The sequence below is a fragment of the Roseisolibacter agri genome, assembly GCF_030159095.1.
GTDB classification, from domain to species: Bacteria; Gemmatimonadota; Gemmatimonadetes; order Gemmatimonadales; family Gemmatimonadaceae; genus Roseisolibacter; species Roseisolibacter agri.
This window is the reverse complement of the sequence record NZ_BRXS01000001.1, coordinates 376,935-400,590: the sequence shown is the minus strand read 5'-3', so window position 1 is coordinate 400,590 and position 23,656 is coordinate 376,935. Positions and strand designations below refer to the sequence as shown.

General features: G+C 75.6%; 21 protein-coding genes and 1 pseudogene. 6 read left to right on the top strand and 16 right to left on the bottom strand.

Annotated features, from left to right (window positions below; all coding sequences use genetic code 11):
* Positions 1-9: 9 nt before the first annotated feature.
* Positions 10-1,773: a sensor histidine kinase gene (locus tag rosag_RS01700; RefSeq protein WP_284348275.1), complete on the bottom strand. Its 1,764-nt coding sequence runs from the start codon at positions 1,771-1,773 to the stop codon at positions 10-12.
* A gap of 201 nt (positions 1,774-1,974) precedes the next feature.
* Between rosag_RS01700 and rosag_RS01695 the strand changes: the two genes are divergently transcribed.
* From rosag_RS01695 to rosag_RS01685, 3 genes are all read left to right on the top strand, one after another.
* A complete protein-coding gene (locus tag rosag_RS01695) occupies positions 1,975-2,379 on the top strand; it encodes a BlaI/MecI/CopY family transcriptional regulator (RefSeq protein WP_284348274.1) in 405 nt (134 codons plus the stop codon).
* The gene (locus rosag_RS01690; protein WP_284348273.1) at positions 2,376-5,069 is read left to right on the top strand and encodes a M56 family metallopeptidase; all 2,694 of its coding nucleotides are present in this window, start codon (positions 2,376-2,378) and stop codon (positions 5,067-5,069) included. The genes rosag_RS01695 and rosag_RS01690 overlap by 4 nt, the downstream gene beginning before the upstream one ends.
* 134 nt (positions 5,070-5,203) lie before the next feature.
* Entirely contained in the window at positions 5,204-6,394 is a 1,191-nt protein-coding gene (locus rosag_RS01685; protein WP_284348272.1) for a DUF2911 domain-containing protein, read from the top strand.
* A 13-nt stretch (positions 6,395-6,407) separates the two neighbouring features.
* Here rosag_RS01685 and rosag_RS01680 read toward each other — a convergent pair whose 3' ends face one another.
* The 11 genes and pseudogenes from rosag_RS01680 to rosag_RS01630 all read right to left on the bottom strand — a co-directional run bounded on the left by rosag_RS01680 (position 6,408) and on the right by rosag_RS01630 (position 16,092).
* Positions 6,408-6,863, bottom strand: a complete 456-nt coding sequence (locus rosag_RS01680) for a cbb3-type cytochrome c oxidase subunit I (RefSeq protein ID WP_284348271.1) — start codon at positions 6,861-6,863, stop codon at positions 6,408-6,410.
* 13 nt (positions 6,864-6,876) lie between these two features.
* On the bottom strand, positions 6,877-7,374 hold the full coding sequence (locus rosag_RS01675) for a DUF4149 domain-containing protein (protein ID WP_284348270.1): 498 nt from the start codon (positions 7,372-7,374) through the stop codon (positions 6,877-6,879).
* The gene (locus tag rosag_RS01670; protein WP_284348269.1) at positions 7,374-7,853 is read right to left on the bottom strand and encodes a heme-copper oxidase family protein; all 480 of its coding nucleotides are present in this window, start codon (positions 7,851-7,853) and stop codon (positions 7,374-7,376) included. The genes rosag_RS01675 and rosag_RS01670 overlap by 1 nt, the downstream gene beginning before the upstream one ends.
* Positions 7,853-8,191: a cupin domain-containing protein gene (locus rosag_RS01665; RefSeq protein ID WP_284348268.1), complete on the bottom strand. Its 339-nt coding sequence runs from the start codon at positions 8,189-8,191 to the stop codon at positions 7,853-7,855. Before rosag_RS01665 ends, rosag_RS01670 begins: the two co-directional genes overlap by 1 nt.
* A complete protein-coding gene (locus rosag_RS01660; RefSeq protein ID WP_284348267.1) occupies positions 8,188-8,415 on the bottom strand; it encodes a DUF542 domain-containing protein in 228 nt (75 codons plus the stop codon). The genes rosag_RS01665 and rosag_RS01660 overlap by 4 nt, the downstream gene beginning before the upstream one ends.
* A gap of 22 nt (positions 8,416-8,437) precedes the next feature.
* Positions 8,438-9,718, bottom strand: coding sequence for an alginate export family protein (locus rosag_RS01655; protein ID WP_284348266.1), 1,281 nt, complete (start codon positions 9,716-9,718; stop codon positions 8,438-8,440).
* A 44-nt stretch (positions 9,719-9,762) separates the two neighbouring features.
* A complete protein-coding gene (locus tag rosag_RS01650) occupies positions 9,763-10,368 on the bottom strand; it encodes an SCO family protein (RefSeq protein WP_284348265.1) in 606 nt (201 codons plus the stop codon).
* A gap of 17 nt (positions 10,369-10,385) precedes the next feature.
* Positions 10,386-11,144: a formylglycine-generating enzyme family protein gene (locus rosag_RS01645; RefSeq protein ID WP_284348264.1), complete on the bottom strand. Its 759-nt coding sequence runs from the start codon at positions 11,142-11,144 to the stop codon at positions 10,386-10,388.
* An 81-nt stretch (positions 11,145-11,225) separates the two neighbouring features.
* Positions 11,226-12,311, bottom strand: a pseudogene (gene nirK / locus rosag_RS01640) (copper-containing nitrite reductase); the annotation flags it as partial.
* Positions 12,312-12,345: 34 nt separating this feature from the next.
* Positions 12,346-12,840 (bottom strand): RrF2 family transcriptional regulator, encoded by a 495-nt coding sequence (locus rosag_RS01635; protein ID WP_284348262.1) that lies wholly within the window; start codon positions 12,838-12,840, stop codon positions 12,346-12,348.
* A gap of 159 nt (positions 12,841-12,999) precedes the next feature.
* Positions 13,000-16,092 (bottom strand): BTAD domain-containing putative transcriptional regulator, encoded by a 3,093-nt coding sequence (locus rosag_RS01630; protein WP_284348261.1) that lies wholly within the window; start codon positions 16,090-16,092, stop codon positions 13,000-13,002.
* A gap of 264 nt (positions 16,093-16,356) precedes the next feature.
* On the opposite strand from rosag_RS01630, the gene rosag_RS01625 reads away from it, so the two are divergent.
* Positions 16,357-16,866 (top strand): dimethylsulfonioproprionate lyase family protein, encoded by a 510-nt coding sequence (locus tag rosag_RS01625; RefSeq protein WP_284348260.1) that lies wholly within the window; start codon positions 16,357-16,359, stop codon positions 16,864-16,866.
* Between the two features lie 58 nt (positions 16,867-16,924).
* Complete coding sequence (locus tag rosag_RS01620; protein ID WP_284348259.1) at positions 16,925-17,524, top strand: hypothetical protein; 600 nt, start codon at positions 16,925-16,927, stop codon at positions 17,522-17,524.
* A 56-nt stretch (positions 17,525-17,580) separates the two neighbouring features.
* Here the strand turns inward: rosag_RS01620 and rosag_RS01615 are convergent, their stop codons facing one another.
* On the bottom strand, positions 17,581-18,495 hold the full coding sequence (locus rosag_RS01615; RefSeq protein WP_284348258.1) for a dienelactone hydrolase family protein: 915 nt from the start codon (positions 18,493-18,495) through the stop codon (positions 17,581-17,583).
* A gap of 200 nt (positions 18,496-18,695) precedes the next feature.
* On the opposite strand from rosag_RS01615, the gene rosag_RS01610 reads away from it, so the two are divergent.
* Positions 18,696-20,042, top strand: a complete 1,347-nt coding sequence (locus rosag_RS01610) for a hemolysin family protein (RefSeq protein ID WP_284348257.1) — start codon at positions 18,696-18,698, stop codon at positions 20,040-20,042.
* Positions 20,043-20,054: 12 nt separating this feature from the next.
* On the opposite strand, the gene rosag_RS01605 is transcribed toward rosag_RS01610, so the two are convergent.
* The 3 genes from rosag_RS01605 to rosag_RS01595 all read right to left on the bottom strand — a co-directional run bounded on the left by rosag_RS01605 (position 20,055) and on the right by rosag_RS01595 (position 23,625).
* Positions 20,055-20,216, bottom strand: a complete 162-nt coding sequence (locus tag rosag_RS01605; protein WP_284348256.1) for a lmo0937 family membrane protein — start codon at positions 20,214-20,216, stop codon at positions 20,055-20,057.
* Between the two features lie 74 nt (positions 20,217-20,290).
* Positions 20,291-22,591, bottom strand: a complete 2,301-nt coding sequence (locus rosag_RS01600; protein WP_284348255.1) for a carbohydrate binding family 9 domain-containing protein — start codon at positions 22,589-22,591, stop codon at positions 20,291-20,293.
* A 41-nt stretch (positions 22,592-22,632) separates the two neighbouring features.
* Positions 22,633-23,625, bottom strand: a complete 993-nt coding sequence (locus rosag_RS01595) for an ornithine cyclodeaminase family protein (RefSeq protein WP_284348254.1) — start codon at positions 23,623-23,625, stop codon at positions 22,633-22,635.
* Positions 23,626-23,656: the final 31 nt, after the last annotated feature.

Genomic DNA, 23,656 nt, shown 5'->3' with positions numbered 1-23,656 from the left:
GGTTCGCGCTCAGGCGCGCGGCAGCACGAGCGTGAAGGTGCTGCCGATGCCGGGCGCGCTCTCGGCCACGAGGTCGCCGCCCATCCCGCGCGCCAGCTCGCGGCTGATCGGCATCCCGAGCCCGGTGCCGCGGTGCTGCCGTGAGAGCGCGCTGTCGAACTGCACGTACGGCTCGAAGACGAGCTGCAGCTGGTCGGGCGACATGCCGATGCCCGTGTCGGCGATGGTGATCGCGCCGGTCGTCGGGGTCGGCGCCGCCGTCGTCACGGTGATGCGCCCGCCCTCGGGCGTGAACTTGGCCGCGTTCGAGAGCACGTTGGCGAGGATCTGCACGAGCTTCTCGCGGTCGGCGCGGAAGACGAGCTCGGGCTCGCCCTCGTCGCAGACGTAGGCGATCCGCCGCGCCGACCGCTGCGGCGCGGTGAGCGCGTCCACCGCCTCCAGCACGTCGTGGGCGCGCACGTCGCCCAGGCGGTACGTCACCTTCCCCGCCTCCAGCTTCGCGTGCGTCAGCACCGCCTCGATGAGGCCGAGGAGGTGCTGCTGCCCGCGCGTGATGCGGAGGAGGTAGTCGCGCTGCCCCTCCGACGCCGGCGTCGGGATGTCCTCGAGCATGAGCTGCGCGTAGCCCGCGATCGCGTTGAGCGGCGTGCGCAGCTCGTGGCTCATCATCGCCAGGAAGTCGGCCTTCGACTGGTTGGCCTGGCGCGCGTCGGCCAGCGCCGCGTCGAGCGCGGCCTCGAGGCGCTTGTACTCCTCGATGTCGGTGTTGCAGCCGAACCACTGGAGCACCCGCCCGTCGTCCGCGCACATCGCGTGGGCGCGCACGAGGTGCCAGCGGTACGCGCCGTCCTGCCCGCGCAGGCGGAAGCGCGCCTCGAACGGATCGCCGCTCTGCAGCGACCGCGTCCAGCGCACGACGACGCCCTCGACGTCCTCGGGATGCACGACGTCGAGCCAGCCGTTGCCGAGCAGCGCGTCGGCCGGGCGCCCGACGGCGGCGGCGGTGCGCGTGGTCACGAAGTCGAAGCTCCCGTCCGGACGCGCGGTCCACACCTGCACGGGGATCGTCTCGGCCATCTGCCGGAAGCGCGCCTCGCTCTCGCGCAGCGCGCGCGCCCACCGCTCCGCCGTCTCCGTGCGCGCGCGCAGCGCCACGGCCGCGCGCGCCCGCACGATGATGTTCTTGGCGAGCAGCGTCGCCGTCTCGGTGAGCGCGATGTCGGCGGGCGTCGGGTCGCGCGGCTCGTCGTAGTACATCGCGAACGTGCCGAGCACGCGCCCGTCGCTCTCCATGATCGGCGTCGACCAGCAGGCGGCGAGCCCGTACGGCGCCGCGAGCGCGCGGTAGTCGGCCCACAGCGGGTCGGTCGCGATCTCGCGCGCGATCACGCGCTCGCGCCGGTACGCGGCCGTCCCGCACGAGCCGGCCGCAGGCCCGATGTGCGCACCGTCGATCGCCTGGCAGTACGCGGCGGGGAGGTTCGGCGCCGCGCCGTGGTGGAGCGTGACGCCGTCGTCGTCCAGCAGGAGCACGGAGCCGCGCATCCCCGGCGCCACGCGCTCGATGAGCCGCACGAGCGACTCCAGCGCGTCGCGCAGCGCGCCCGGCGCCGCCTCGTCGACGTCGTGCAGGCGCCCGAGCCCCGGGTCCCACGTCACCGCGCGCAGCTCGCTCGTGAACGACGACGTCCGCGGATCGGTGTAGGCGTGGGGCTCCCGCGCAGCGTCGAGCCGGCGCGTCTCGCTGTCGCCTGCCTGGAACGTGGCCATGGCTCCCCCTCGCGCTCGAAAGCGCGCCTGCTCACGTCGGGCGTCGTCGCGTCCGCGTCGGCATCCCTGCGATCGGGTCGGGTTCACCTTAGACCGCGGTCGCGGACTCCCGCAATAGCGTTCGCGCTCCGCTCTTGACGGCCCGCGCGTCGAGTGTCAATGTACTGACAGCCTGTCAATACACTGACACCAGGAGGCCGTGTGCCCGAGCCCCTTCCGCGCCCGCTCGACCAGCTCGGCCGCCGCGAGCGGCAGATCGTCGACATCCTCTTCCGCCGCGGACGCGCCACCGCGGCGGAGGTGCAGGCGGACCTCGGGGAGCCCGTCAGCAACTCGGCCGTGCGCGGGATGCTGCGCCTGCTGACCGAGAAGGGCTACGTCGCCTACGAGCAGGACGGCCCGCGCTACGTGTACTTCCCCGCCGACCGGCCCGAGGAGGTGAGCCGCTCCGCGTTGCGCCACCTGGTGGCGACGTTCTTCCGCAGCTCGCCCAGCTCCGCGATGGCCGCGCTGCTCGACATGACGGACGAGCCGCTGCCCGAGGCGGAGTACCGGCGGCTGTCGCAGCTGCTCGAGCAGGCGCGCGAGCCCGGGGAGGACGCATGATCGCGCTCGCGGACGTCTCCGGCGCGCTGCTCCCGACCGCGCTCAAGGCGACGGCGCTGCTCGCGCTGGCGGCGATCGCCGACCGCGCCGTGCTGCGCCGCCACGCGTCGGCCGCCGCGCGGCACCTGCACTGGTGCCTCGCGCTCGCGGGGCTGATGGCGCTGCCGGTGCTGGGCGCGCTGCTGCCGGCGTGGCGCGTGCCGCTGCTGGCCACGGCTCCCGCGCCCGCGGTGCCCGCGCCCGCGGTGATCGCGCCCGCGCCCGCGATGCGGCAGGAGCGCGTCGCGCTGCCCGATCCGACCATTCCCGCGGCGAACACGATGCGCGCGCCCGACGTGCTCCACGAGGCGGCGCCCGCAGCGGCCGTCGACGTGCGTGCTCCGATGCTGCCGTCGCTCCCGTCGCCGGCGAGCGTCGCGCTCGCGCTCTACGTCGCGGGCGTCGTGGCGCTGCTGCTGAAGGTGGCCGCGGAGCAGCGCCTCGTCCGCCGGCTCGCGCGCGACGCGGCACCGGTGGACGGCGCGGACTGGCACGCGCTGCTCGACGACGTCCGTCGCACGCTCGGCGTGCGCCGTGGCGTGACGCTCCTGCGCGGCGGCGCACCCACGATCCCGCTCACGTGGGGCGTCGTGCGGCCGACGGTGCTGCTGCCCTCGAACGCGGCCGACTGGTCGGAGTCGCGGCGGCGGGCCGTGCTCCTGCACGAGGTGGCGCACATCGCGCGGCGCGACTGCCTCACGCAGACGCTGGCCGCCGTCGTGTGCGCGCTCTACTGGCCGCATCCGGGCGCGTGGTGGGCAGCCGCGCGGCTGCGCGTCGAGCGCGAGCTGGCGTGCGACGACGCGGCGCTGGCGCGCGGGATCCGCCCGCGCGACTACGCGGGCCACCTGCTGGAGCTGGCGCGCGGTGCCGCCGCGCCGCGCGGCCTGGTGACGCTCGCCGTGAGCATGGCGACGCCGTCGCAGCTCGAGTCGCGCCTGCGCGCCGCGATCGACGGGACGCGCGTCCGCACCGCGCCCGGCGCGCGGGCGCGCACGCTCGGCGCGCTGCTCACCGCGGTGCTGCTCGCGCCCGTGGCGGCGCTGCGGGCGGGCGCGGCGGCGGACGTCGCAGTGCCCGATGCTCCCGTGGCGATGACCACGGCCGCGCCCGCGCCCGCGCCGACGCAGCCCGCCGCGCCGATCGACGCCGGCACGTGGCACGTGCGCCCCGCGTCGCGCGCGGAGGCCGGGTCCGACGCGCCGGCGGTGCACGTGATGGTGACGACCAACGGCATCACCACCTTCGTCGTCCCGCTCGCCCGCATGGAGGGGCTCACGGCGCAGGCGCTCGCCTCCGACGGCGACAGCGTGCGCTTCCGCCTGCGGCGCGACGGCGGGACGTTCGAGTTCCGCGGCACCGTCCGCGCCGGGCGCGGCACGGGACGCTTCGGCTTCACGGCGGATCCCGCGTTCGGCGACGCGCTGGCGCGCCGCGGCATCGGGCGGCCATCGGCGCGGCAGATCTTCTCGCTCGCGCTGCACGACGTCTCGCTCGCGTTCCTCGACGCGCTGGACTCGCTCGGCTACGCCGTGCCGTCGCCTGAGGCGCTCGTGCGCCTCGGCGTGAGCGGCGCGGACGAGCGCTTCCTCCGCGACGTGAGTGCGCTGGGATACCGCTTCGCGACGACGGGCGCGCTGGTGTCGTTCGCGAACAGCGGCGTCACGCCCGCGTTCATCCGCGCGGTCGCCGCGCTCGGCTACCGCGACCTGCGCGCGAACGACCTGGTGCAGCTGCAGAACCACTCGCTCGACGCGTCCGCGATCGCGCGGCTGAACGCGCGGGCCGGCCGGCGCCTGTCCGTCGCGGAGCTGGTGGCCGCGCGCACGACCGCGGCAGCACCATCGCCGTCGCCCGCGCCCGTGCCGGAGCGCGCGCCGGAGCGCGCGCCGGAGCCGGCGGCCGAGCCGGCGCGCGCGGTCGCCGCATCGACGCCGCTCGCGGGCAGCTGGGTGGTCTCGGAGACGCGCACCGGCTACGTGAACCTCCGGCTCAACTGGGACGACGGCACGAACTGGGATCGCTGGGTGCCGATCGCGGCGCTGCGCGGCACGTCGGCCGAGGAGATCGGCGCGGCGACGCGCGTCCCCGCGTCGTTCCGGATCGAGCAGGACGCCGGCGTCCTCGAGTTCGACGGCGGCTTCGCGCTCGGCCGCGGCACCGGCCAGCTCCGCTTCCGCCCGAAGCGCGAGTTCGCCGCCACGCTGCGCGCGCTCGGCGTCGCGGAGGTCGGCGAGGTGAGCGACCACCAGCTCAAGAACCTCACGTGGGGCGGCATGTCGGCCGACGCGATCCGCGCGCTCGGCGCCGCGGGCATCGCGCCGCTCACGCTCGGCGGCATCGTCGACCTGGCGATCTTCCAGGTCACCCCCGACTACGCGCAGGCGCTGCGCGCGATGTACCCGGAGGGGCGCATCGCCGCGGACGACGCGGTGGACCTGAAGCACGGCGGCATTCCCGCGACCTACCTGCGCGAGCTGGCCGCGCTGGGCTACCGCGGCCTGGATCCGAGCGAGCTGTCCGCGCTCTGGCGCGAGCGCGTCACGCCGGGCTTCATCCGCGCGGTGCGCGAGAGCCGCGCGGGCAGCGACACGCCCGAGTCGCTGATCGCGCTGCGACGTCGCGCGCGCGAGCAGCTCCGCGAGCGGTAGCCGCGACGGCACGATGACGGCGGGTTGACGAGTCCCGGACGCGTTCGAAACGCGTCCGGGATCGCGCACCGGCGGCGGCGAGCTATGCTAGCGCGTATCGCCGCCGGTGCCGCTTCCCCGCCCTCGTGCGCCCCATGCCGCGCCTCGCCGTCGCCACGCTCGCGCTCCTCGCCTGCGGCCCCACCGGGCCCGTCGAGCGCTACGGCTTCATCACGCGCCTCGGGCGCGACACCGTCGCGGTCGAGAGCGTGACGCGCCGCGGGAACGACGTCACCGTCGATGCCATCGACCGCTTCCCGCGCGTGCGTCGCCGGCACGCGGAGATCACGCTCGGCGACGACGGCGGCATCCGGCGCCTGGTGGTGGAGATCCACACGCCGAGCGAGCCCGCGAGGCAGCGCGACCGTCGCGTGGAGGCGGTGGTGACGCGCGACTCGGTGCACGTCACGAAGCGGGACGACTCGACCGCGATCCGTCGCGACTTCGCCACGGGCGGCGCGACGGCGATGGCGCACGTCCCGCAGAGCTACGCGCTCTACGAGCTGTACTTCGGCGCGGCGCTGCGGCGTGCGGCGGCGGAAGGGCGCACGGCCGGCGACACGGTGCAGCTGCGGCAGTTCTACATCGACCGCGAGTTCGACCGCTTCCCGCTGCACCACGGCGTCGTGCGGCTGCTCCCGGGCGGGCGCGTGGAGATCATGCACGACTGGCTGTCGGGGACCGGCGAGGCGACGCTCGACTCCGCGGGCCGGCTGCTGCGCTACTCGGGCGCGCGCACGACGTACGACGTGACGGTGGAGCGGCTGCCGACGCCGCCCGACATCGCACCCATCGCGGAGTGGTTCGCGGCGCTGGAGGCGCAGGGCGGCGCGCGCCAGCTGAGCGTGCGCGACACCGTGCGCGCATCCATCGGGAACGCCACCTTCACCGTCGACTACGGCCGGCCGCTCGCGCGCGGGCGCGTCCTGCTCGGCAACCTCATCCCGTACGACCGCGTGTGGCGCACCGGCGCGAACGCCGCGACGCAGCTCACGACGTCGGCGCCCATCACGCTCGCGGGGCTCGCGGTGCCGGCCGGCACGTACACGCTGTGGACGATCCCGCGGGCGCGCGGCGTCGAGCTGATCGTGAACCGCCAGACCGGCCAGTGGGGCACGGGCTACGGCCCCGCGCACGACCTCGGGCGCGCGCCCATGACGAGCGACACGCTCGCGACGCCGGTCGAGCAGTTCACGATCGCCATCGACGCCATCGACGCGCGGCGCGGCACGCTCGCGATGTCGTGGGGGCCGTTCCGCTGGACGGCCCCCATCGAGGTGCGCTGACGCCGCGCCCGGGTCAGAACCGCTCGCCGCGCGCCTCGCGCGCCTGGCTGCCCACCGGGCGGATGCGCGACCACATCGTGTGGAAGAAGGTCGCGAGCCCCGCGATCTGCGCGAGACCCGCCAGCACCACGGCCCAGCGCAGCCAGGCGGCGCCGACGGCCGGGCGCAGCAGCTCGCCGAGGACGCGCGCGCCGGTGCCGCTGGCGACGAGCCAGTACGCGGCCTCCGCGGCGCGCGGGCTGTAGCGCATGTCGCCCTTCTCGGGCCGCGGAAACATCCACAGCGCGACGCCGAGGATCATCAGCATCACGAAGCCGACGAGGATCGCGTGCGTGTGCGCGCTGACCAGGTACGGCGGTGGATACACGCCGGCGAGCTCGCGGCGGACCATCATCCAGCCGCCGAGCAGGAGGCCCACCGCGAGGAACGCGATGCCGGTCTTGAGGTAGCGGCGGACGAGCGACGTCATGCCGTGGCCTCCCTCAGCCGCGCGCGAGGCGCATGGCCGCGACGACCAGCACGACGCCGACGAGCGCGTTCACGCGCGCGAGCCACGCCGCGCGGCGGCGCAGCCGGAGCGCGCTCGGCGATCCGGCGGCCAGGCGCCCGGCGACGGGGCCGAGCACGAAGTCGTGCACGAGGCTCACCGTGAGCATCACCGTCACGGCCGCGAGCTTGGCCGCGAGCGCGTGACCCGTCGCCGTGCGCCAGAATGCGGGCGCGCCGAGGACGCCCGACCAGCGCAGCAGGCCGCGGTAGTGCAGCACGAGCAGGCCGGTCGCGAGCAGCGTCGCGAGCAGCGCCCAGCCCACCGTACGGAAGCGCAGGCCGAGCTGCTGGAAGAGCTGCTGCCGCAGCGCCGGCGGCTCGACCTGCCGCAGGACCGGCGCACCCACCAGCGCGAGGAAGAACATCCCGCCGAGCCAGCCGAGCGCCGCGAGCACGTGCACCGTGACGGCGATCCAGTACGGTGTGGGCATCAGGCGCGTCGGGCGAGCGGCAGCCGCGCGCCGTCGGTCCCCTCGGTCGCGAGGCGGGCGCGGGTCGCCGCGGCGCGCAAGCGCGCGGGGCCGTCGATCGTGCGCCAGATCAGCAGCACGAAGGTGTACGCGCCGAGCGCGGACAGCACGCCGCCTGTGGCGAGGATGGGAGTGCCGACGTCCGCGCCGCCCGCGCGGAGCACGAAGCCGAGCACCATCAGCGCGAGGCCCGCGTTCGACGCGCCGAAGTGCCACGCGGCCGCGCGACGGCCGTACAGCGGATGCCCGCTGAAGCGCGGGATCACGTGGTACGCGACGCCGAAGATCATCATCGTCACGAAGCCCAGCGCCACCATGTGCACGTGCGCCGGCCGGTAGACGGTCCACGCGGGATGCGCGGCCATCGCGACGCCGAGCGTCACGCCCAGCGCGAGCCAGGCGAGGCTCGCCTTCAGGAACGCCTTCACGAACCACTCCATCAACGCACCTCGCCGGGGCGCGGCGTGATGGTGGCGAGCAGCAGCAGCTCCTCGTCGATCGCGCGCATGGCGTGCGTCTCGTTCGGCGCGTAGACGACGACGTCGCCGGTGACGCAGGCGCGCTCGTCGCCGTCGGCGCCGGACAGGACGCCCGCGCCCTCGAGCACGGTGAGCATGACGGTCGACGCGTTGCGGTGCGGCGGGACCTCCTGGCCGGGCGCGAGGCGGAAGACGACGAGCCGCGCATCGGGGCTCTCGTGGACGATGCTGGTGGCCGGGCGGTCGGCGCGCGAGGCGACGGCCGCGCGCGCGGCCGCCGCGGGAACGAGGTGCATCATGTGACCCGCGCCTCGCCCGCGGCCGCGAGCTCGAGCGCGGCCACCAGCGCGCAGCAGTCGACGCCGTCCTCGATCGCGGCCGCGCGCAGCGAGCGCGCGCCGCCGCAGCAGGCGTCCACGCCGAGCGCGTTGAAGACGGCGACGGTCGCCGGGTGGTCGCGGAGCACCGCGTCGATCGACGCGTCGGGGTCCAGCCTGGGATAGCGTACAGCGATCTCGATCACGGTCCGTGGTGTGGTGGGTGGCTCAGAAGCCGGCGGTGAGCTGCAGGTAGCCCCAGCCGCGCACGTGCCCCGCGCGCCCGAGGCCGAGCGCGGTGCCGGCATCGCCAGCGCGGAAGGCGGCGTAGCCGGCCTCGATGGTCGCGCCGGGCAGGACGCGGTACGGCGCGGCCACGTCCGCCTCCCAGCCCAGCAGCCCGTCGGACAGGCCACGCGGGCGCGCCGTGGCGAGGCGGTGCAGGTCCGCGCGGAGGGAGAGCGTGCGCGCGGCCGCGTACGTCACGCTCGTGAAGGCGTCGACGAGGCCGCGCCCGCCGAGCGACGCGGCGGGATCACCCGCGATGACGTCCTCGGTGCCGTAGAACGGGTGGTTGGTCGCGAACAGCGTGCTGAACGCGCCATCGCGCCGGTCGGTCTTCGACACGTCGCCCGACAGCACGTCGAGCCCCGCGAGCGCGGTCACGCGGCGCGGCGCGGCCGCGGTGCCGACGGGCGTGCCGAGGCGCGCGCCGAGCATCCACGCGCGGATCGTCTCGCGCGGACCCAGGGGTGCGGTGCTCGTCGGCAGCGCGTGCTCGGCGCCCCGCTGCACCGCGCCCTCGAGATCCGCGCGCAGACCGAGCAGCGGCACGCCGTGCACGCGCGCGGCGACCGTGGTGCGCGCGGTCACCTCGCGGCCGCGCGCGTGCACGCCGCGATCGTGGAGCAGCGTCAGCTCACCCGTGCCGCCCGCGCCGGGCAGCGCGCGCGTGGCCGAGGCGCCGTAGAGGTGGAGGTCGGACTCCGTGACCGTGCCGCGCTCGATGCGCGTGACCGCGAACGCGGTCGCCGACCAGGGCATGCGGCCGCCGCTCGGTGCGGCGGTGAGGCGCAGCCCGTCGAACGCCTGGCCGACGTTCGACCAGTTCACGCGCCCGATCAGGCGCTCGTTGCCGAGCGCGATCTCCTGGCGCCCGGCGCGGAGCGCGAGCCGCGCGCCGTGCAGCGGGCGGATGATCTCGAGGTAGCCCTCGTGCAGGTCGAGCGTGCTGGCGGCGTTCGCGTGCGCCTGGGTGCCGAGCACGCGGCTGTCCTGCACGCCGACGACGAGGCGCACCGCGTCGCCGATCGTCGCGCGGGCGCCGAGGCGCGTGCGGAGGTACGTGAGCGCGTCCGCGCGCGGCGCGGCGACCAGGTGCTCGAGCTCCGAGCGCGTGCGCACCTCGCCCGACAGCGTGACCTGCGGGAGCGTGGACGCGGTGTCGCGGCGGGCGGTGCCGGTGTCGGTGGGAAGGATCGCGGCGGCCGCGAGGAGGGTGAGCCACATGAGAGGAGCGCGCGGTTGGCGCGCGGACGTGCGGGAGAGTTGGGTCAGCGCAGCGCGCGCTGCACCGCGTCGACGGTGCCGCGCGACTCGGCGCCCAGGCCGAGCTGCTGGTGCACGACCGCGCCGTCGGCATCGAGGACCGTGATCACGTTCGTGTGCGCCAGCGCGTCGGGGCCCTCGGCCTGGTAGCGCACGCCGATGGCGGCGGCCAGCTCGCGCACCGCGTCGGCGTCGCCGTTGAGCAGCGTCCAGCGCGTGGGGTCGAGCCGCGTCGCGGCGGCCCACTCGGCCAGGCGGCCGGGCGTGTCGCGCGCGGGATCGAGCGAGACGAGCACGAAGCCCACGTCGTCGCGCTGCGCCGCGGTGAGCGACGCCTCGACGCGTTTGAGGTCCGCGACGATCAGCGGGCAGGTGGCGTGGCAGCTCGTGTAGACCATCGCCAGCACGCGCACGCGGCCCGCGAGCGTGTCGAGGTGCACGGTCGCGCCGCGCTGGTCGCGCCACGACGACGGCAGGTCGTACAGGGAGACGCGCTCCTCCGCCGGCTCGACGCTCGTCGTCACGGCGGGAGTGGAGGCGGCGTCGCGGCGCGCGCACGCGGTGAGCGCGAGCACCGAGGCGAGGACGAGCAGGAGTGGACGCGGGCGCATGATGCGTCTCGGCAGGTTCAGGCGGCGCAGCGCACGCCGAGGGTCTCGACCGCGGCGCGGCCGGTGAGGCCGGCGCGGAGCGCGTGGCGGAGGAACGCGGGATAGTTCGCCGGATCCGTGGCGCCGATCGCGGCGCTCGCGCAGAACAGGTCGTGGTCGCGCGCGCCGACGCCGCGCGAGTCGTCGGAGACGAGCACGCTGTTGAAGTCGGCCGTCCACTCCCACGCCAGCCCGTGCATCCCGCGCACGCCGTAGTGGTTCGCCACGCCCGCCGCGCCGGCGGCGGTGATCGCCGGGAGCGGGTGCGGCCGCGTCGTGTAGAGCGTCAGCAGCTGCTGCACGAAGCGCGGCTGCCGCGCGGCGTCGCGCCGGGTCGCGCTCGCGGCGGCGGCGTACTCCCACTCGAGCACCGTCGGGAGCCGCTTGCCGCGCCACGCGCAGTACGCGCGCGCCGCGAACCAGGAGACGCCGGTCACCGGGCGGCGCAGATCCGCCGCGTCGCCGGCGTCGAGGTCACCGCGCCAGTCGGCGAGGTACGCGCGGCGGTCGGCGAGCACGCCCTTCACCGCGCCGCGCCGCCACGTCGGATTGGCGCGCACGAAGGCGAGGTACTCGCCACGCGTCGCGGGATCGCGATCGAGGTGGAACGCGGCCACCACCGTCGGCGCATCGCCGGGACGGCCGTAGAGCGGGCGGTAGGTGCCGGCCGGCACGCGCACCATCTCCGCGCCCGTCACGGACGGGAGCATCGCGAGGGCGAGGAGGATGGGGCGCATGGCGGGAACCGGTGAGCGTGTGGTCGAGTGGGTCGGTCGAGCGGTCGATCAGTGCGCGGCCATGCCGAGGCCCTTGTTCTGCGCGTAGACGCGCGGGTTGTCGTCGCCGGTGACCTTGATCATCCCCAGCGCGCCCTTGTTGAAGGCGCGGAAGATCGAGTGGTCGACGAGCACCAGGTTGCCGGGCTTCTCGACGCCGAACTCCACGATGCCGCTGCCGCCGGCGGGGATGAGCGTCGTCTGCACGTTGCGCTGCGTGACCATCGAGCCGCCCTCGCCGTACACGTTGTCGAACACCTCGCCGATCACGTGGAAGCTGCTGACCAGGTTCGGGCCGCCGTTGCCGACGAAGATCCGCACGCGCTCGCCGACCTTCGCCTGCAGCGCGTTGTCGCCCGTGAGCGCGCCGACGCTGCCGTTGAACACCACGTGCGTGGGCCGCTCGTCCGTGCCCCTGTCCATGTCGAGCGTGTGCGGCTGGCCGGCCGCGCCGGGCTTCGCGTAGAACTCCGACTGCATCACGTAGAACTCGCGGTCGACCTTCGGCAGCCCGCTCTTCGGCTCGACCAGCACCAGCCCGTACATGCCGTTCGCGATGTGCATCGGCACGGGCGCGACCGCGCAGTGGTAGACGTAGAGCCCGGGGTTCAGCGCGCTGAAGGTGAACACCGACTCGCCGCCGGGGAGCGTGAGCGTCGCCGCCGCGCCGCCGCCGGGGCCCGTGACCGCGTGCAGGTCGATGTTGTGCGGCACGCTGGAGTGCGCGTGGTTCTTCAGGTGGAACTCGACCTGGTCGCCCTCGCGCACGCGGATGAAGTGCCCCGGCACGTCGCCGCCGAACGTCCAGAAGGTGTAGTTCACGCCGTCGGCGAGGCGCTTGACGACCTCCTGCGACTCGAGCTGCACGACCACCTTCGTGGCATAGGTGCGCGTGATCGGCGGCGGCACGTTCGGCGCGGCGGTCAGCACCGCCTTCTCCTCGCCGACGATCTCGTCGGCGGCGGTCGGCGTGCGCAGCGGCACGGCACCTTCGGGTCCTTCCGCCGCCTCGGCGTTGCCGGCGCAGCCGGTGAGCGTGGCGCTCGCGAGCAGCGCGGCCGCCGCGAGAGCGGTGGCGATGCCGAGCTGGCGGAGCGTGAGCGGGCGGGCAGTGGTCGGGGAGAGCATGGGTCCGTTCCTGACTGGTAGGGTCGGCGTCGCGTCAGGCGGCGCTCGCGGCTGCGCGCGGGTCGGTGCGAACGTCCGGCGACGGTGCGGCAGCCGTGGAGGCGTCGTCGGGAGCTGCGGGGAGCGAGGCGTCGCCGGCGAGCAGGTCGGCGACGGTGGTGGTGGTGAGCGGCGCGCGGCGCGCGTGCGCGATCGCCGTCCAGCGATGGTGCGCGGCGCACGGCCGCGCGGCGTCGCACGGGCCGGTGCCGAGCAGGCAGCGCGACTGCACGCGCGGCCCGTCGAAGCAGTCGATGACGCGGGCGAGCGTGAGCGCGTCGGGCGCGACGGCGAGCGTGAAGCCGCCGGCCGGGCCGCGCGCGCTCGTGACGATTCCCGCCTTCGTCAGCGCGTGCAGCGTCTTGCTCAGGTAGTTGCGCGGGGCGCCCGTCGCCGCGGCGATCCGCTCCACGCGCACCGGCCCCTCGCCATGACGGCGGGCGAGGACGAGCGTGGCGCGGAGCGCGTAGTCGGCGGTCAGGGAGAGCACGGGATCACCTCGTGGAGCGGAAACGCGATTTCATCATCTGGATGTGATGATCGCCTTCCCGAGGCGCGCGCTCCGTAGGCGAAGCCCGGATTCTCCCCACGGATTTCCCGCAGCGGCCGTAGGGGATCGGCGGACGCGCCGATCCGGCCGCGCCTGACCTCAGATGGCGCCGCGCAGCTCCGCCGCGAGGGCCGCGGTCTCACGGGCGGGCGCGGCGCCCAGCTCGCGCCGCAGCAGCGCCGTCAGCTCCTCGTAGTGGCGCACCGCGCGCGCCGGCTCGCCGGCGGCCGCGTACGCGCGCATCAGCGCGCGGTGCGCCGCCTCCTGCAGCGGATCACGGGCGACGAGCGCGCGGTAGGCCGCCGCCGCGTCGCGGTGCGCGCCGCGCGCCGCGTACAGCTGCCCGAGCGCCGACAGCCCGTCGGCGTGCGCGGCGCGCACGCGGTCCTGGTGCTCGACCAGCCAGTCGCCGCTCGGCACGCCCTCTCCCAGCTCGCCGCGCGCCTCCTCGAGCGTCGCGCGCCACGCGCCGAGGGTGCTCTCGTCGGGCGCGTCCTGGCGGCGCACCGCGCGCCGCGCGCCGGCCGCGGCGTCGAGCAGCGCATCCACGTCGACGGCGACGTCGCCGTCGCGACGCAGCGCGTACGCGCTCCCGTCGAACACCACCCACTCGCGTCCGCCCAGCGCGCGGCGCAGCGCGTGGAGCGTGACGTGGAAGGCGTTGCGCACCTGCGCGTCGCTCGCGTCCGGCCAGAGCGCGAGCCCGATCTGCTCGCGGCTGCGCGCGCCGTGCAGCACGAGGTGGAGCAGCAGCTCGCGCGCCTTCGCCGACCGCCACGCCTCCAGCGGCACCTCCACGCCGTCGCGCTGCACGAGGAACGGGCCCAGCACGCGGATGCGCAGCGACGTCGTCGCGCGCTCGTCGCCATCCGACGGCGCGGCGATCGGCGTGGCGTGCGACGCGACGTGCGGCGTGGCGCCCGACGTCTCGTCCGGCACCACGCGCGCCTCCGATGCCAGCGCGAACACCGCGTCCAGCGGCGTGGCGTGTCCCTCCGCCCAGCGCGCGGCGAAGGCGTCCGGCGCGAGCGCGGCGCGCACCGCGGCGACGGCGGTCGCGTGCGCCTCGTGGTCGAACGGCCACACCGCCGTGCCGCTGCGCTCGCGCACCCCCGCGGCCGCGCCCAGCAGCGTGGCCGCCGCGCCGGCCAGCGCGTCGCGCTCGGCCGCCGGGTGCGCGGCGCCGGCGGGCGACGCGAGCCAGGCGGCGCCCGCCTCCGCCAGCGCGTCGAGCGCGCGCGAGACGTAGTGCCAGTCGGGCTCCGCCTGTAGCGCGGCGACGCCCGCTCTCGCCTGGCGCGCCGCCGCGGCCGGATCGCCCTGCGCGAGCGCCGCCGTCGCGCCGTTCGCGTGGCACCACGACAGCACCCACGTGTCGCCGACCGCGCGCAGCTCGGCCTCCGCGCGCTCCAGGTCGCGCGTCGCGTCCGCGGGACGACCGACCGCCGTGGCGAGCATCGCGCGCCAGCCCAGCGCGAGGCCGCGCGCCCACCCGCTTCCCGAGCGCTCCGCCGCGGCGACCGCCGCCTCCACCGCGCGCTCCGCCTCCGCGACGTCGCCGAGGGCGAGGCGCGCGAAGGCCAGGATCTCGTGCGTGTACGCCTCCCACTGCGCGGCGCGCGCACGGGCGGCCGCGTCGGCCGCGGGGTCGCCCGCGACCGTGCGCCAGAGCGGGAGCGCGCGCGCCGCGTGCGCGACCGTCGCCGCGGGGTTGCCCAGCATCCACGCGAGTAGCAGCGCCGTCTGCAGCGCCTTCGCGAGCGCAACGCGCTCGTCGAGCGGCCGCGACGCGTCGTCCGACTCGCCGCGCGCCGTGGCGGCCGCGTCGGCGCCGCGCACGGCCGCCTCCGCCCACTGCCGCCCCTCGGCCCACAGCCCGGCCCAGTGCCAGAAGATCGCGAGGCCGCCGGCGATGCGGAGCGCGTCCACCGGATCGCCGCCGGGCCCCGTGCTCCAGTCGAGCGCCGCGCGCGCGTCCTCGAGGCGCGGATGAAAGCGCGCCATCGCGCGTCCGCGCCGCGGGCTCCCCGTCTCCTCGCCCATCACGTCGGCCAGCGCGGCCATCCAGCGCGCGTGGCGGCGGCGCGTCGCGGCCTCGTCGTCGGGCGTCGCGCGCAGGCGCGCGGCCGCGTACTGCCGCACCGTCTCCAGCAGGCGATAGCGCGGCTCCCCCTCGCTCTCGGCGACGTCCACGAGCGAGTGGTCGACGAGCCCCGAGAAGGCACCGAGCACGTCGCCCACCCGGTCGTCGCTCCCCACGACCTCGATCGCCTCCAGCGGCACGGCGGCGCGGAAGACGCTCAGGCGCGCCAGCAGCCGCCGCTCCTCGGGCGCCAGCAGGTCGTAGCTCCAGTCGAGGAGCGCGCCGAGCGTGCGGTGACGCGGGAGCGCGGTGCGCCGACCGCGCGTCAGCACCGCGAAGGCGTCGTCCAGGCGCACGGCGATCTGCTCGACGCCGAGGACGCCGACGTTCGCGGCCGCGAGCTCCAGGGCGAGCGGCAGGCCGTCCAGCCGTGCGCAGATCGCGCGCACGGCGGCCGCGTTCTGCGCCGTGAGAGCGAAGCGCGGGCTGGCCGCGCGCGCGCGGCTCACGAACAGCCGCACCGACGCGTAGTCGGCGAGCGCCGCCGGGTCGCTCCCCTCGACGCGTCCGCCGCTCCGCTGGTCCTCGGGCGCGAGCGGCGGATGCGAGAGCCGCGGCAGCTGCCACACCGTCTCGCCGTCGCCGCCGAGCGCCTCGCGGCTCGTGGCGACCACCGTGAGCGCGGGGCAGGCGCGCAGCAGCGCGTCCGCGAGCGCCGCGCACCCCTCGACCACGTGCTCGCAGTTGTCGAGGACCAGCAGCGTGCGCCGCGTCCCGATCGCCTCCGCGATGGCGCCCGTCAGCGCGTCGCCGGCCGGAGCGTTCACGCCCAGCGCGACGGCCGCCGCGGGCGCGACGTCGGCGCCGGGCGCGAGCGGCGCGAGCTCCACCCACCAGACGCCGCCCGCGTACGGCGCCGCGCCGTCGTCGCGCCCGATGCCCGCCGCGAGCGCCGCCACCTCGCGCGCCAGGCGCGTCTTCCCCGCCCCTCCGACCCCCGTGAGGGTCAGGTAGCGCGTCTCGGCCAGCAGCTGGCGGACGTCGTCGATCTCCCGGTCGCGTCCGATGAGCGACGTGAGCGCGGCTGGGATGTTGTGCGGGACGACCACGAGTGCGGCGGGCGAAGCAGCGAGGGCGCGACGCCGCGGAGCGGGCGACGACGGGGCGAGGGACGACGATCGCCCGGCCTCCAAAGGTGGACGGGCGCCGCGCGGCCGTCCAGCCGCTTAACGCGGTGCTTTCGCGCCCGAGCGCGTCCGGCGAAAAGCACGGTGTGAATAGCCCCGGCCTAGCCTCCTCCCCGTCGCCGCGCGGCATCGGCCGCTGCGCGACGCCCTGCCCTGCTCCGCCACCTACGGCACCCGAGACCTCCCATGATCACGCCCAGCGTCGCCCCCACGTTCGTCGCGCCCGCCCCGCGCCCCGCGCCCCGGCCGCGCATCATCCCGCCCGACGGCGGCCGCACGGTCGCCGCCTTCGGCGACACGCTCGTCTTCAAGCTCGGCGACGCCGAGACGGGCGGCGCGCTCACGCTCGGCTTCGCGACCACGCCGCCGGGCGGCGGCCCGCCGCCGCACCGCCACCTCGACGAGGACGAGCTCTTCATCCTCGTCAGCGGCCGCGAGGAGTACCTCGTCGACGGCGCGTGGACCGCCGTCGAGCCGGGATCGGTCGTGTACGTGCCGCGTGGCGCCGTGCACACGTTCCGCAACGTCGGCGACACGCCGAGCCAGAAGTGGACGCTCACGACGTCGGGCGGCTTCGACCGCTTCTTCACCGCCTGCGGCGAGGTGTTCGCCGACGCCGCCGCGTCGCAGTCCGCGCCCGACATGGGCCGCATCCTCGGGCTGTTCGCCGAGCATCGCCTCGAGCTGATGGCCTGACGCGCGAATCGCCGCGCCGCCTCCGCATCGCTTCCGACACTCTCTCGATACCGTCCACATGCACACGAACCGCACGCGCGCCGTCGTCGGCGCCCTCGCCCTCCTCGCGGCGCTCTCCGCCTGCAGCGCCGACGCTCCCACCACCCCGTCGCGCCTCGCCCCATCGGCTGCCGCCGTGCACGCGGCCACCGCCTCGAACGGCCAGTCCGACGTCGGCCGCGACCTCGCGACGGTGCGCGCCGCGACGGCGCGCTTCCACCGCGTCGACGCCGCGGTCGCGGCGGGCTACGTCAGCACGCACGAGTGCGTGGCCATCCCGGGCGCCGGCATGGGCGTGCACTACGTCCACGGCCCGCGCATCGGCGATCCGGCGCTCGATCCCTCCGAGCCCGAGGTCCTCGTCTACGAGCCGCAGGCCGACGGATCGCTCGCGCTGGTCGCGGCGGAGTTCATGATCCCGCGCGCGATGTGGGATGCGATGCACCCGGGCACGCGGCCCGCGCTCTTCGGCCGCGAGCTCGAGGACGGCCCGATGGACAGCTACGCGCTGCACGTGTGGGCGTGGAAGCACAACGCCGCCGGCACGTTCGCCCCGTTCAACCCGGCCGTGCGCTGCCCGACTACCGGCAATCCCGGCGCGCACGCGGCGCACGGGTGATCGTGTGACGGGGCATGACGGGCGGCGTCGACACGACGCCGCCCGTCGTCACTCCATCACTTCCCCAGCTGCGCCTTCAGGAACGCGATGGTGCGCGGCCACGCCTGCTGCGCCGCGGCGGCGTTCGCCGGGTTGGAGTCCTGCGCGCGCAGGAACCCGTGGCCCGCGCCGTCGAAGATCTGGTACGCGTACGACTTCCCGAGCGCCTTCATCGCCGAGTCGGTGGCCGGGATCGTCGCGTTGATGCGCGCGTCGTTGCCGCCGTAGAGGCCGAGCACCGGGGCCTTGATCGCCGCCATCGCGTCGGCCGACGGCGGCGACCCGTAATAGACGACCGACGCGCCGAGGCCGGGCGCGTGCGTCGCGTGCAGGAAGGAGCGCCCGCCGCCCCAGCAGAACCCGACGATGCCGTACTTCGGGAGCGCGGCGGGGAGCGCCATGCCGTATTTCGCGACGGCGTCGAGGATCGCGTTGCCGATCGCGGGCGTGACCTTGCCGATCGCGGCGCGACCCGCGTCGGGCGCGGGATCCGCCTTCAGGTCGTCCGTGCGGAACATCGTCGTCAGGTCCGGCGCGATGGCGATGAAGCCGTCGGCCGCGAGCTGATCGGCGACCGACCGCGTCCACGTGTTGATGCCCGTGTTCTCGTGGATCGCGATGACGACCGGCGCCCTGTCGCGCCGCTCCGGGTAGACCACCCAGGCCATCACGCTGTCCGTCGCGTTGACCCGAATCGCGACCCACTCGCCGTGGCGCGGCGAGCGCGCGATGCGGTCCGCGGCGGTCGCGCCCGACGCGGGGATGCCGGCGGCCGGCTGGGTCTCGCGCACGGACTCGCGCACGGGCGTGACCGACGCCCCGATCTCGTGCCCCGCATGCTCGTCGACCGCCAGCGCGGGGCGGACGCGCCCCGCCGCGAAGCCGATCCCGACCGCCGCCACCACCGCCGTCACTCCGAGCGTCGTGCGCATCACCATCTCTCCCGTGGAGGTCGTGCGCGCGGCGGACGCGACGGGTCGTCGCGCCGCCGGCGCGCGCGGGAGCATACGCCGGCGCGCCGGAGGTCGCCACGGGCGCGGGAGCCCGGCCGTCGCCGTGGATAGCTTGAAGCGGCGGCGCGTACCGCCTCCGTCCGACCGCGGACGGCTCCGTCCCTCAGCTGCGCCCCTGCATGTCCGGCATCGCGTCAGAAGTCGCCATCATCCTGCTGCTCCTCGTGCTCAACGGCGTGTTCGCGATGTCGGAGCTCGCCGTCATGACCGCGCGGAAGATCCGCCTCGAGCAGCGCGCGGAGGCCGGCGACAGGGGCGCGAGGGCGGCACTCGAGCTGGCGCACGAGCCGACCCAGTTCCTCTCGACCGTGCAGGTCGGGATCACGCTCATCGGCGTCCTGGCGGGCGCGTTCGGCGGCGCGAGCATCGCCGAGCAGCTGGCGGACGGCTTCCGCGCGTCGGCCACGCTGGCGCCGTACGCGGACGCGCTGGGCCTCACGATCGTGGTCGGGGCGATCACGTACCTGTCGCTGATCATCGGCGAGCTGGTGCCGAAGCGCGTGGCGCTCACGGCGCCGGAGCGCATCGCCTCGGTCATCGCGCGGCCGATGCGCATGCTCTCGCGCGTGGTCTCCCCGCTCGTCAAGCTGCTGACCGGGTCGACCAACCTGATGCTCCGCCTGCTCGGCGTCCGCGCGCACACGGACGCCAACGTCACCGAGGAGGAGATCCGCGCGCTCGTCGAGCAGGGCGCGGAGAGCGGCGTCCTGCAGCGCGAGGAGCACGAGGTGGTGGAGCGCGTCTTCCGACTCGGCGACCGGCAGGTGAGCGCGCTCATGACGCCGCGTCCCGACGTGGACTGGATCGACGTCGGCGAGGGCGCGGCGGGGCTCCGCGCGGAGCTGGCGCTCGGCCGGCGCTCGCTGCTGCTCGTCTGCCGGGAGGACGTCGACCACGTCGTCGGCTTCGTGCGTGCCGAGGACCTGCTCGCGCGCTGCGTGACCGGTGCCGCGCTCGACAGCGCGGCGCTGGAGTCGCTGGCGCAGGCGCCGCTCTTCGTGCCGGAGTCGATGCCGGCGTTCCGGCTGCTCGACGCGCTCCGGCGCGCGCGGCAGCACGCGGCCGTGGTGCTCGACGAGTTCGGCGGCGTCGCGGGCGTGGTGACGCTCGACGACGTGCTGCAGGACCTGATCGGCGACTTCCCGCACGAGCAGGAGGAGGAAGGCGGTGCGCTGATCGTCCGGCGGGACGACGGGAGCTGGCTCATCGACGGCCAGACGCCGATCGCCGACGTCGAGGGGGCACTCGACATCGCCCTCGCGGAGGAGGAGCGCCCCGGCTACCAGACCGTCGGCGGCTTCGTGATGGCCCGCCTCGGCCGGCTGCCGCGCCCCGCCGAGCAGTTCGAGTGGGACGGCCACCACTTCGAGGTCGTCGCCATGGACGGTCGACGGGTGGAGGCGGTGCGCGTCGCCCGCGTGCGCGACGGCCATCCGACGACGCCGCCCTCGACGCCGCTGGAGTAACCAGCGGCCGGCTCAGAGCGTCGTCGATCGCGGTGCGCGGCGCCGGACGAAGTGCGCGATGATCGCCAGCACCGCGAGGGCGAGCACGAGGTGGATGGCGCCGACGGCGACGTGGAAGACCAGGAAGCCGAGCGCCCACAGGACGAAGAGGACGATCGCGATGGTCAGCAGCATGGCAGCGTGCTCCGGTGAGGGTCCGGGCGCCCGGGCGCCCGCATCCCGCTCAGGCATCTCCCGAGCCAGCTGCCTCACAAGCGCAGGTAGCGCACGTACTTCGCGACCAGCGCGCCGCCCGTGGGCCGCCGCCACGGCACGCCCGACAGCCCGCCCGGCAGGTCCGACGGCCACGCGCTGTTCCACACGAGGTACGCGTCGCTCCCCGGCGACGACGTCCACCGCACGCGCGCGTTGAGCGCCACGCGCTCGGACTCGTTGTCCCACTGCGCGAAGAGCGTCGTGTTCAGCCGCGGGCTCGCGGCCACGTCGACGCGCGCGCGCGCGAACTGCGCGGCGAAGCGCAGCGGCACCGCGCCGACGTCGCCGGTGTCCGCCGGCAGGCGGATCCCCGTCCGCCCGTACTCGACGCTCGCCAGCACGTGCGGCTGGAAGCGCGCGCGGAGCGCCCCCTCCACCTCCCACGAGCGGCCGGCGTAGAAGTCGCCCACGCTCGCCGTCACGTCGGCGACCAGCGGACGCGCGCCCGACGTGGTGACGTCGAGCTCCACGCGGTCCCACCGGTAGCGGCCCGCCGGCACGTCCGCGCCGGGGAACAGCTCGAACGCCTCGCCGGGCACGTCGTACGTGCGCACGACGCTGAGCTCGAACTCGTCGCCGCTCTCGAGCTCCGCGCCGAGCGGCGTCACCGTGAAGCGCGCGTTGCTCAACCCGCGTTGATCGCTGCCGCCGAGCGCGCGCACGTAGTTCCAGCCGAGCGCGTTGAACAGGAGGCGGCGCACGCCGAGCGCGCGCAGCGGCGCCGCGAGCGGACCGAGCGCCTGCGGGCGCGGCGTGATGGCCGTGTTGCCCGAGTAGCGCATGACGCCCGCCTGCTGCACGAAGCCGAGCGCGGGCACGAAGCCCGCGCCCACGCGGTCGAAGCGCGCGACGATGTCCGCGTGGTCGTTCGGGTAGTCGATCACGAAGCGCGCGAACGTCGGGTCGCCCGCGGCCGCGCCGCCGTCGGCGGCGACGTTGCCCAGGAAGACGAGGTTCTGCCCGCGCACGATGTACGGCAGGTTGAAATCGACGCCACCGGCCAGACCCCGTCCCTGTGCCTGCCCTGAGCGACCCGAAGGGTCGCGAAGGGTGGCCATCGCGCCGACGTAGCCGCGCCCCAGCACGTCGCGCTTCACGCGCGTCACGACGTCGGTCGCGGGCGCGTCGCCGCCGGTGCGCGTCGCGAGCACGCCCACCTGCTGGCCGCCCACGCGTCCCGTGAGCCGCGCGCCGGCGTACAGCGGCACCGGCAGCCCGCCGGGGCCGAGGCCGATGCGCCGGCTGTAGAAGAGCTGCGTCTCCTGCCGCCGCCCGAACTCGAAGATCCCCGCGCCCTCCGTGAAGAACGGCCGCTGCTCCGGGAAGAAGAGCGGGAAGCGCGTCAGGTTCACGACCTGGCGGTCGACCTCCGCCTGCGCGAAGTCCGCGTTCGCGGTGAGGTCCAGCGTCAGCGTCGGCGAGGGCGCGAGCTTGGCGTCGAGCCCCGCGTCGCCGCGCAGCGAGGCGCCTCCGATCGTGTTGACGGATCCGTCGGTCGCGTAGCGCCGGTCCGCGAGCCGCTCGGTCGCCGCGACGTACGGCCGCAGCTCCGCGACCGCGCGACGCGGCAGCCCGCCCGGCAGCGCGGTGGGCGCCGACGCGAAGCCGCGCAGCGTGCCGGCGCGCTCGAGGAAGCGGATCCCCTCGGAGCGGCGCCACGCGCGCCAGAGCGCCGTCTCGTTCTTCCGGCGGATGAAGCGGCGCAGGTTCACGTCCCACGCATCGGCACCGGGCTCGCCGGCCGCGCGGTAGCGGAGCGTCTGCCACGGGATCAGCATCTCGGCCTGCCACCCGTCGGGCGTCACGCGCGCCCGCGCGTCCCAGATGCCGTCCCACTCCCGCGCCTCGCCCTCGAACGTCAGGATCTCGGCGTCGTACAGCGCGCCGTTGGGGTTCACGCCGAACAGGAAGCCCGTGCGCCTGTCGGCCGTCGGCGACAGCATCAGCGTGAAGCTGTCGTCGGTGGTGAAGTCGGCGTCGCGGCGGAGCTGCGCGCGCCGGATGCCGCCGGGCTCGCGGTCGTACGCCCAGACGCCGATCCAGAGCCCATCGGGCGTGCCGACGAAGCGCACGACGGTGCGCTCGCTCACGGGCGCCCCCTCCGCGGGATCGCGCTGCGTGAAGTCCGCGATGCTGTCCGCCGTCGCCCACGCGGGCTCGGTGAGCGCGCCGTCCAGCCGCAGCGCGCCCGACGCGAATCGCACCGACGGCTGCGCGTGGAGCGCACCGCCCGCGAGGAGGGCGAGCACGGCGAACGCGTGGAGGCCGAGGCGTCGGGCGCGGGACGGAGCCATGCAGGGCGGGCGGCGAGAGCGGGTGGACGGCGGTGGCGATACTACGCGCTGCCCAGGCCGATCGCCATGCCGACGCCGTCGGCGACCGCGCGCTCGTACGCGAGCCACGCCACCGCGACGTCCTCCAGCGCGGTGCCCGTGCTGTCGAAGACGATGACCTCGTCCTCCGCGCGACGTGCGGCCTTCGCGCCCGAGACGACGTCCGCCAGCTCCGCGTGCACCTGCGCGCGCGTCATGACGCCCGCGTCCAGCGCGTGATGCAGGTCGCCGATGGTCGCGCACTGCTCCAGCACGTCCACGACGACCGTGCTCGCGGCCAGCAGCGCGGGCTCGAGCTCCTGCTTCTCCGGGTTGTCCGCGCCGACGGCAGCCACGAACGCGCCGGGCCGCACGTCGCCGCGCCCGAGGATCCACCGCCGCGCCGGCGTGCACGTGACCACGACGTCGCTGCGCCGCGTCGCCGCCGCGAGGTCGTCGACCGCGGCGACGGCGATCCCCGTCTCGCGCGTCATCTCGTCCGCGAACCGCGCCGCCCGCGCCGCGTCGGCGTCGAAGGCGAGCACCGTCCGCAGCGTGCGGACGGCCGCCAGCGCGCGCAGGTGCGCCCGTCCCTGCTCGCCGCAGCCGCAGATCGTCGCCACGCCCGCGTCCTCGCGCGCGAGGTGGCGCGCGGCGACGGCGGTCGCGGCCGCGGTGCGCAGGCTCGTGATCTCCATCGAGTCCAGGAGCGCGAGCAGCCGCCCCGACTCGGCGTCGAACAGCGCGATCACGCCCTGGATCGTCGGCAGGCCGCGGCGCGCGGGATTCTCGGGGAAGTTGGCGTTGACCTTGGCGACGAAGACGCTGTGCGCGCCACGCAGGCCGGCGGTCTTCACGTGGAAGCCCCCGCCCGCGACGTGCGTCCCGAGCACGCCGGGCGCGATCGACCGGCCCTCCGCGTGCAGCCGGAAGGCGCGCTCGACCGCCGCGACGCAGTCGGTCGCCGAGAGCAGGCGCGTGACGTCGCGCCGGGTGAGCAGCCGCGTGTCTCCCATCCCACCCCCATCTGGTCGCGGTGGATTCCCC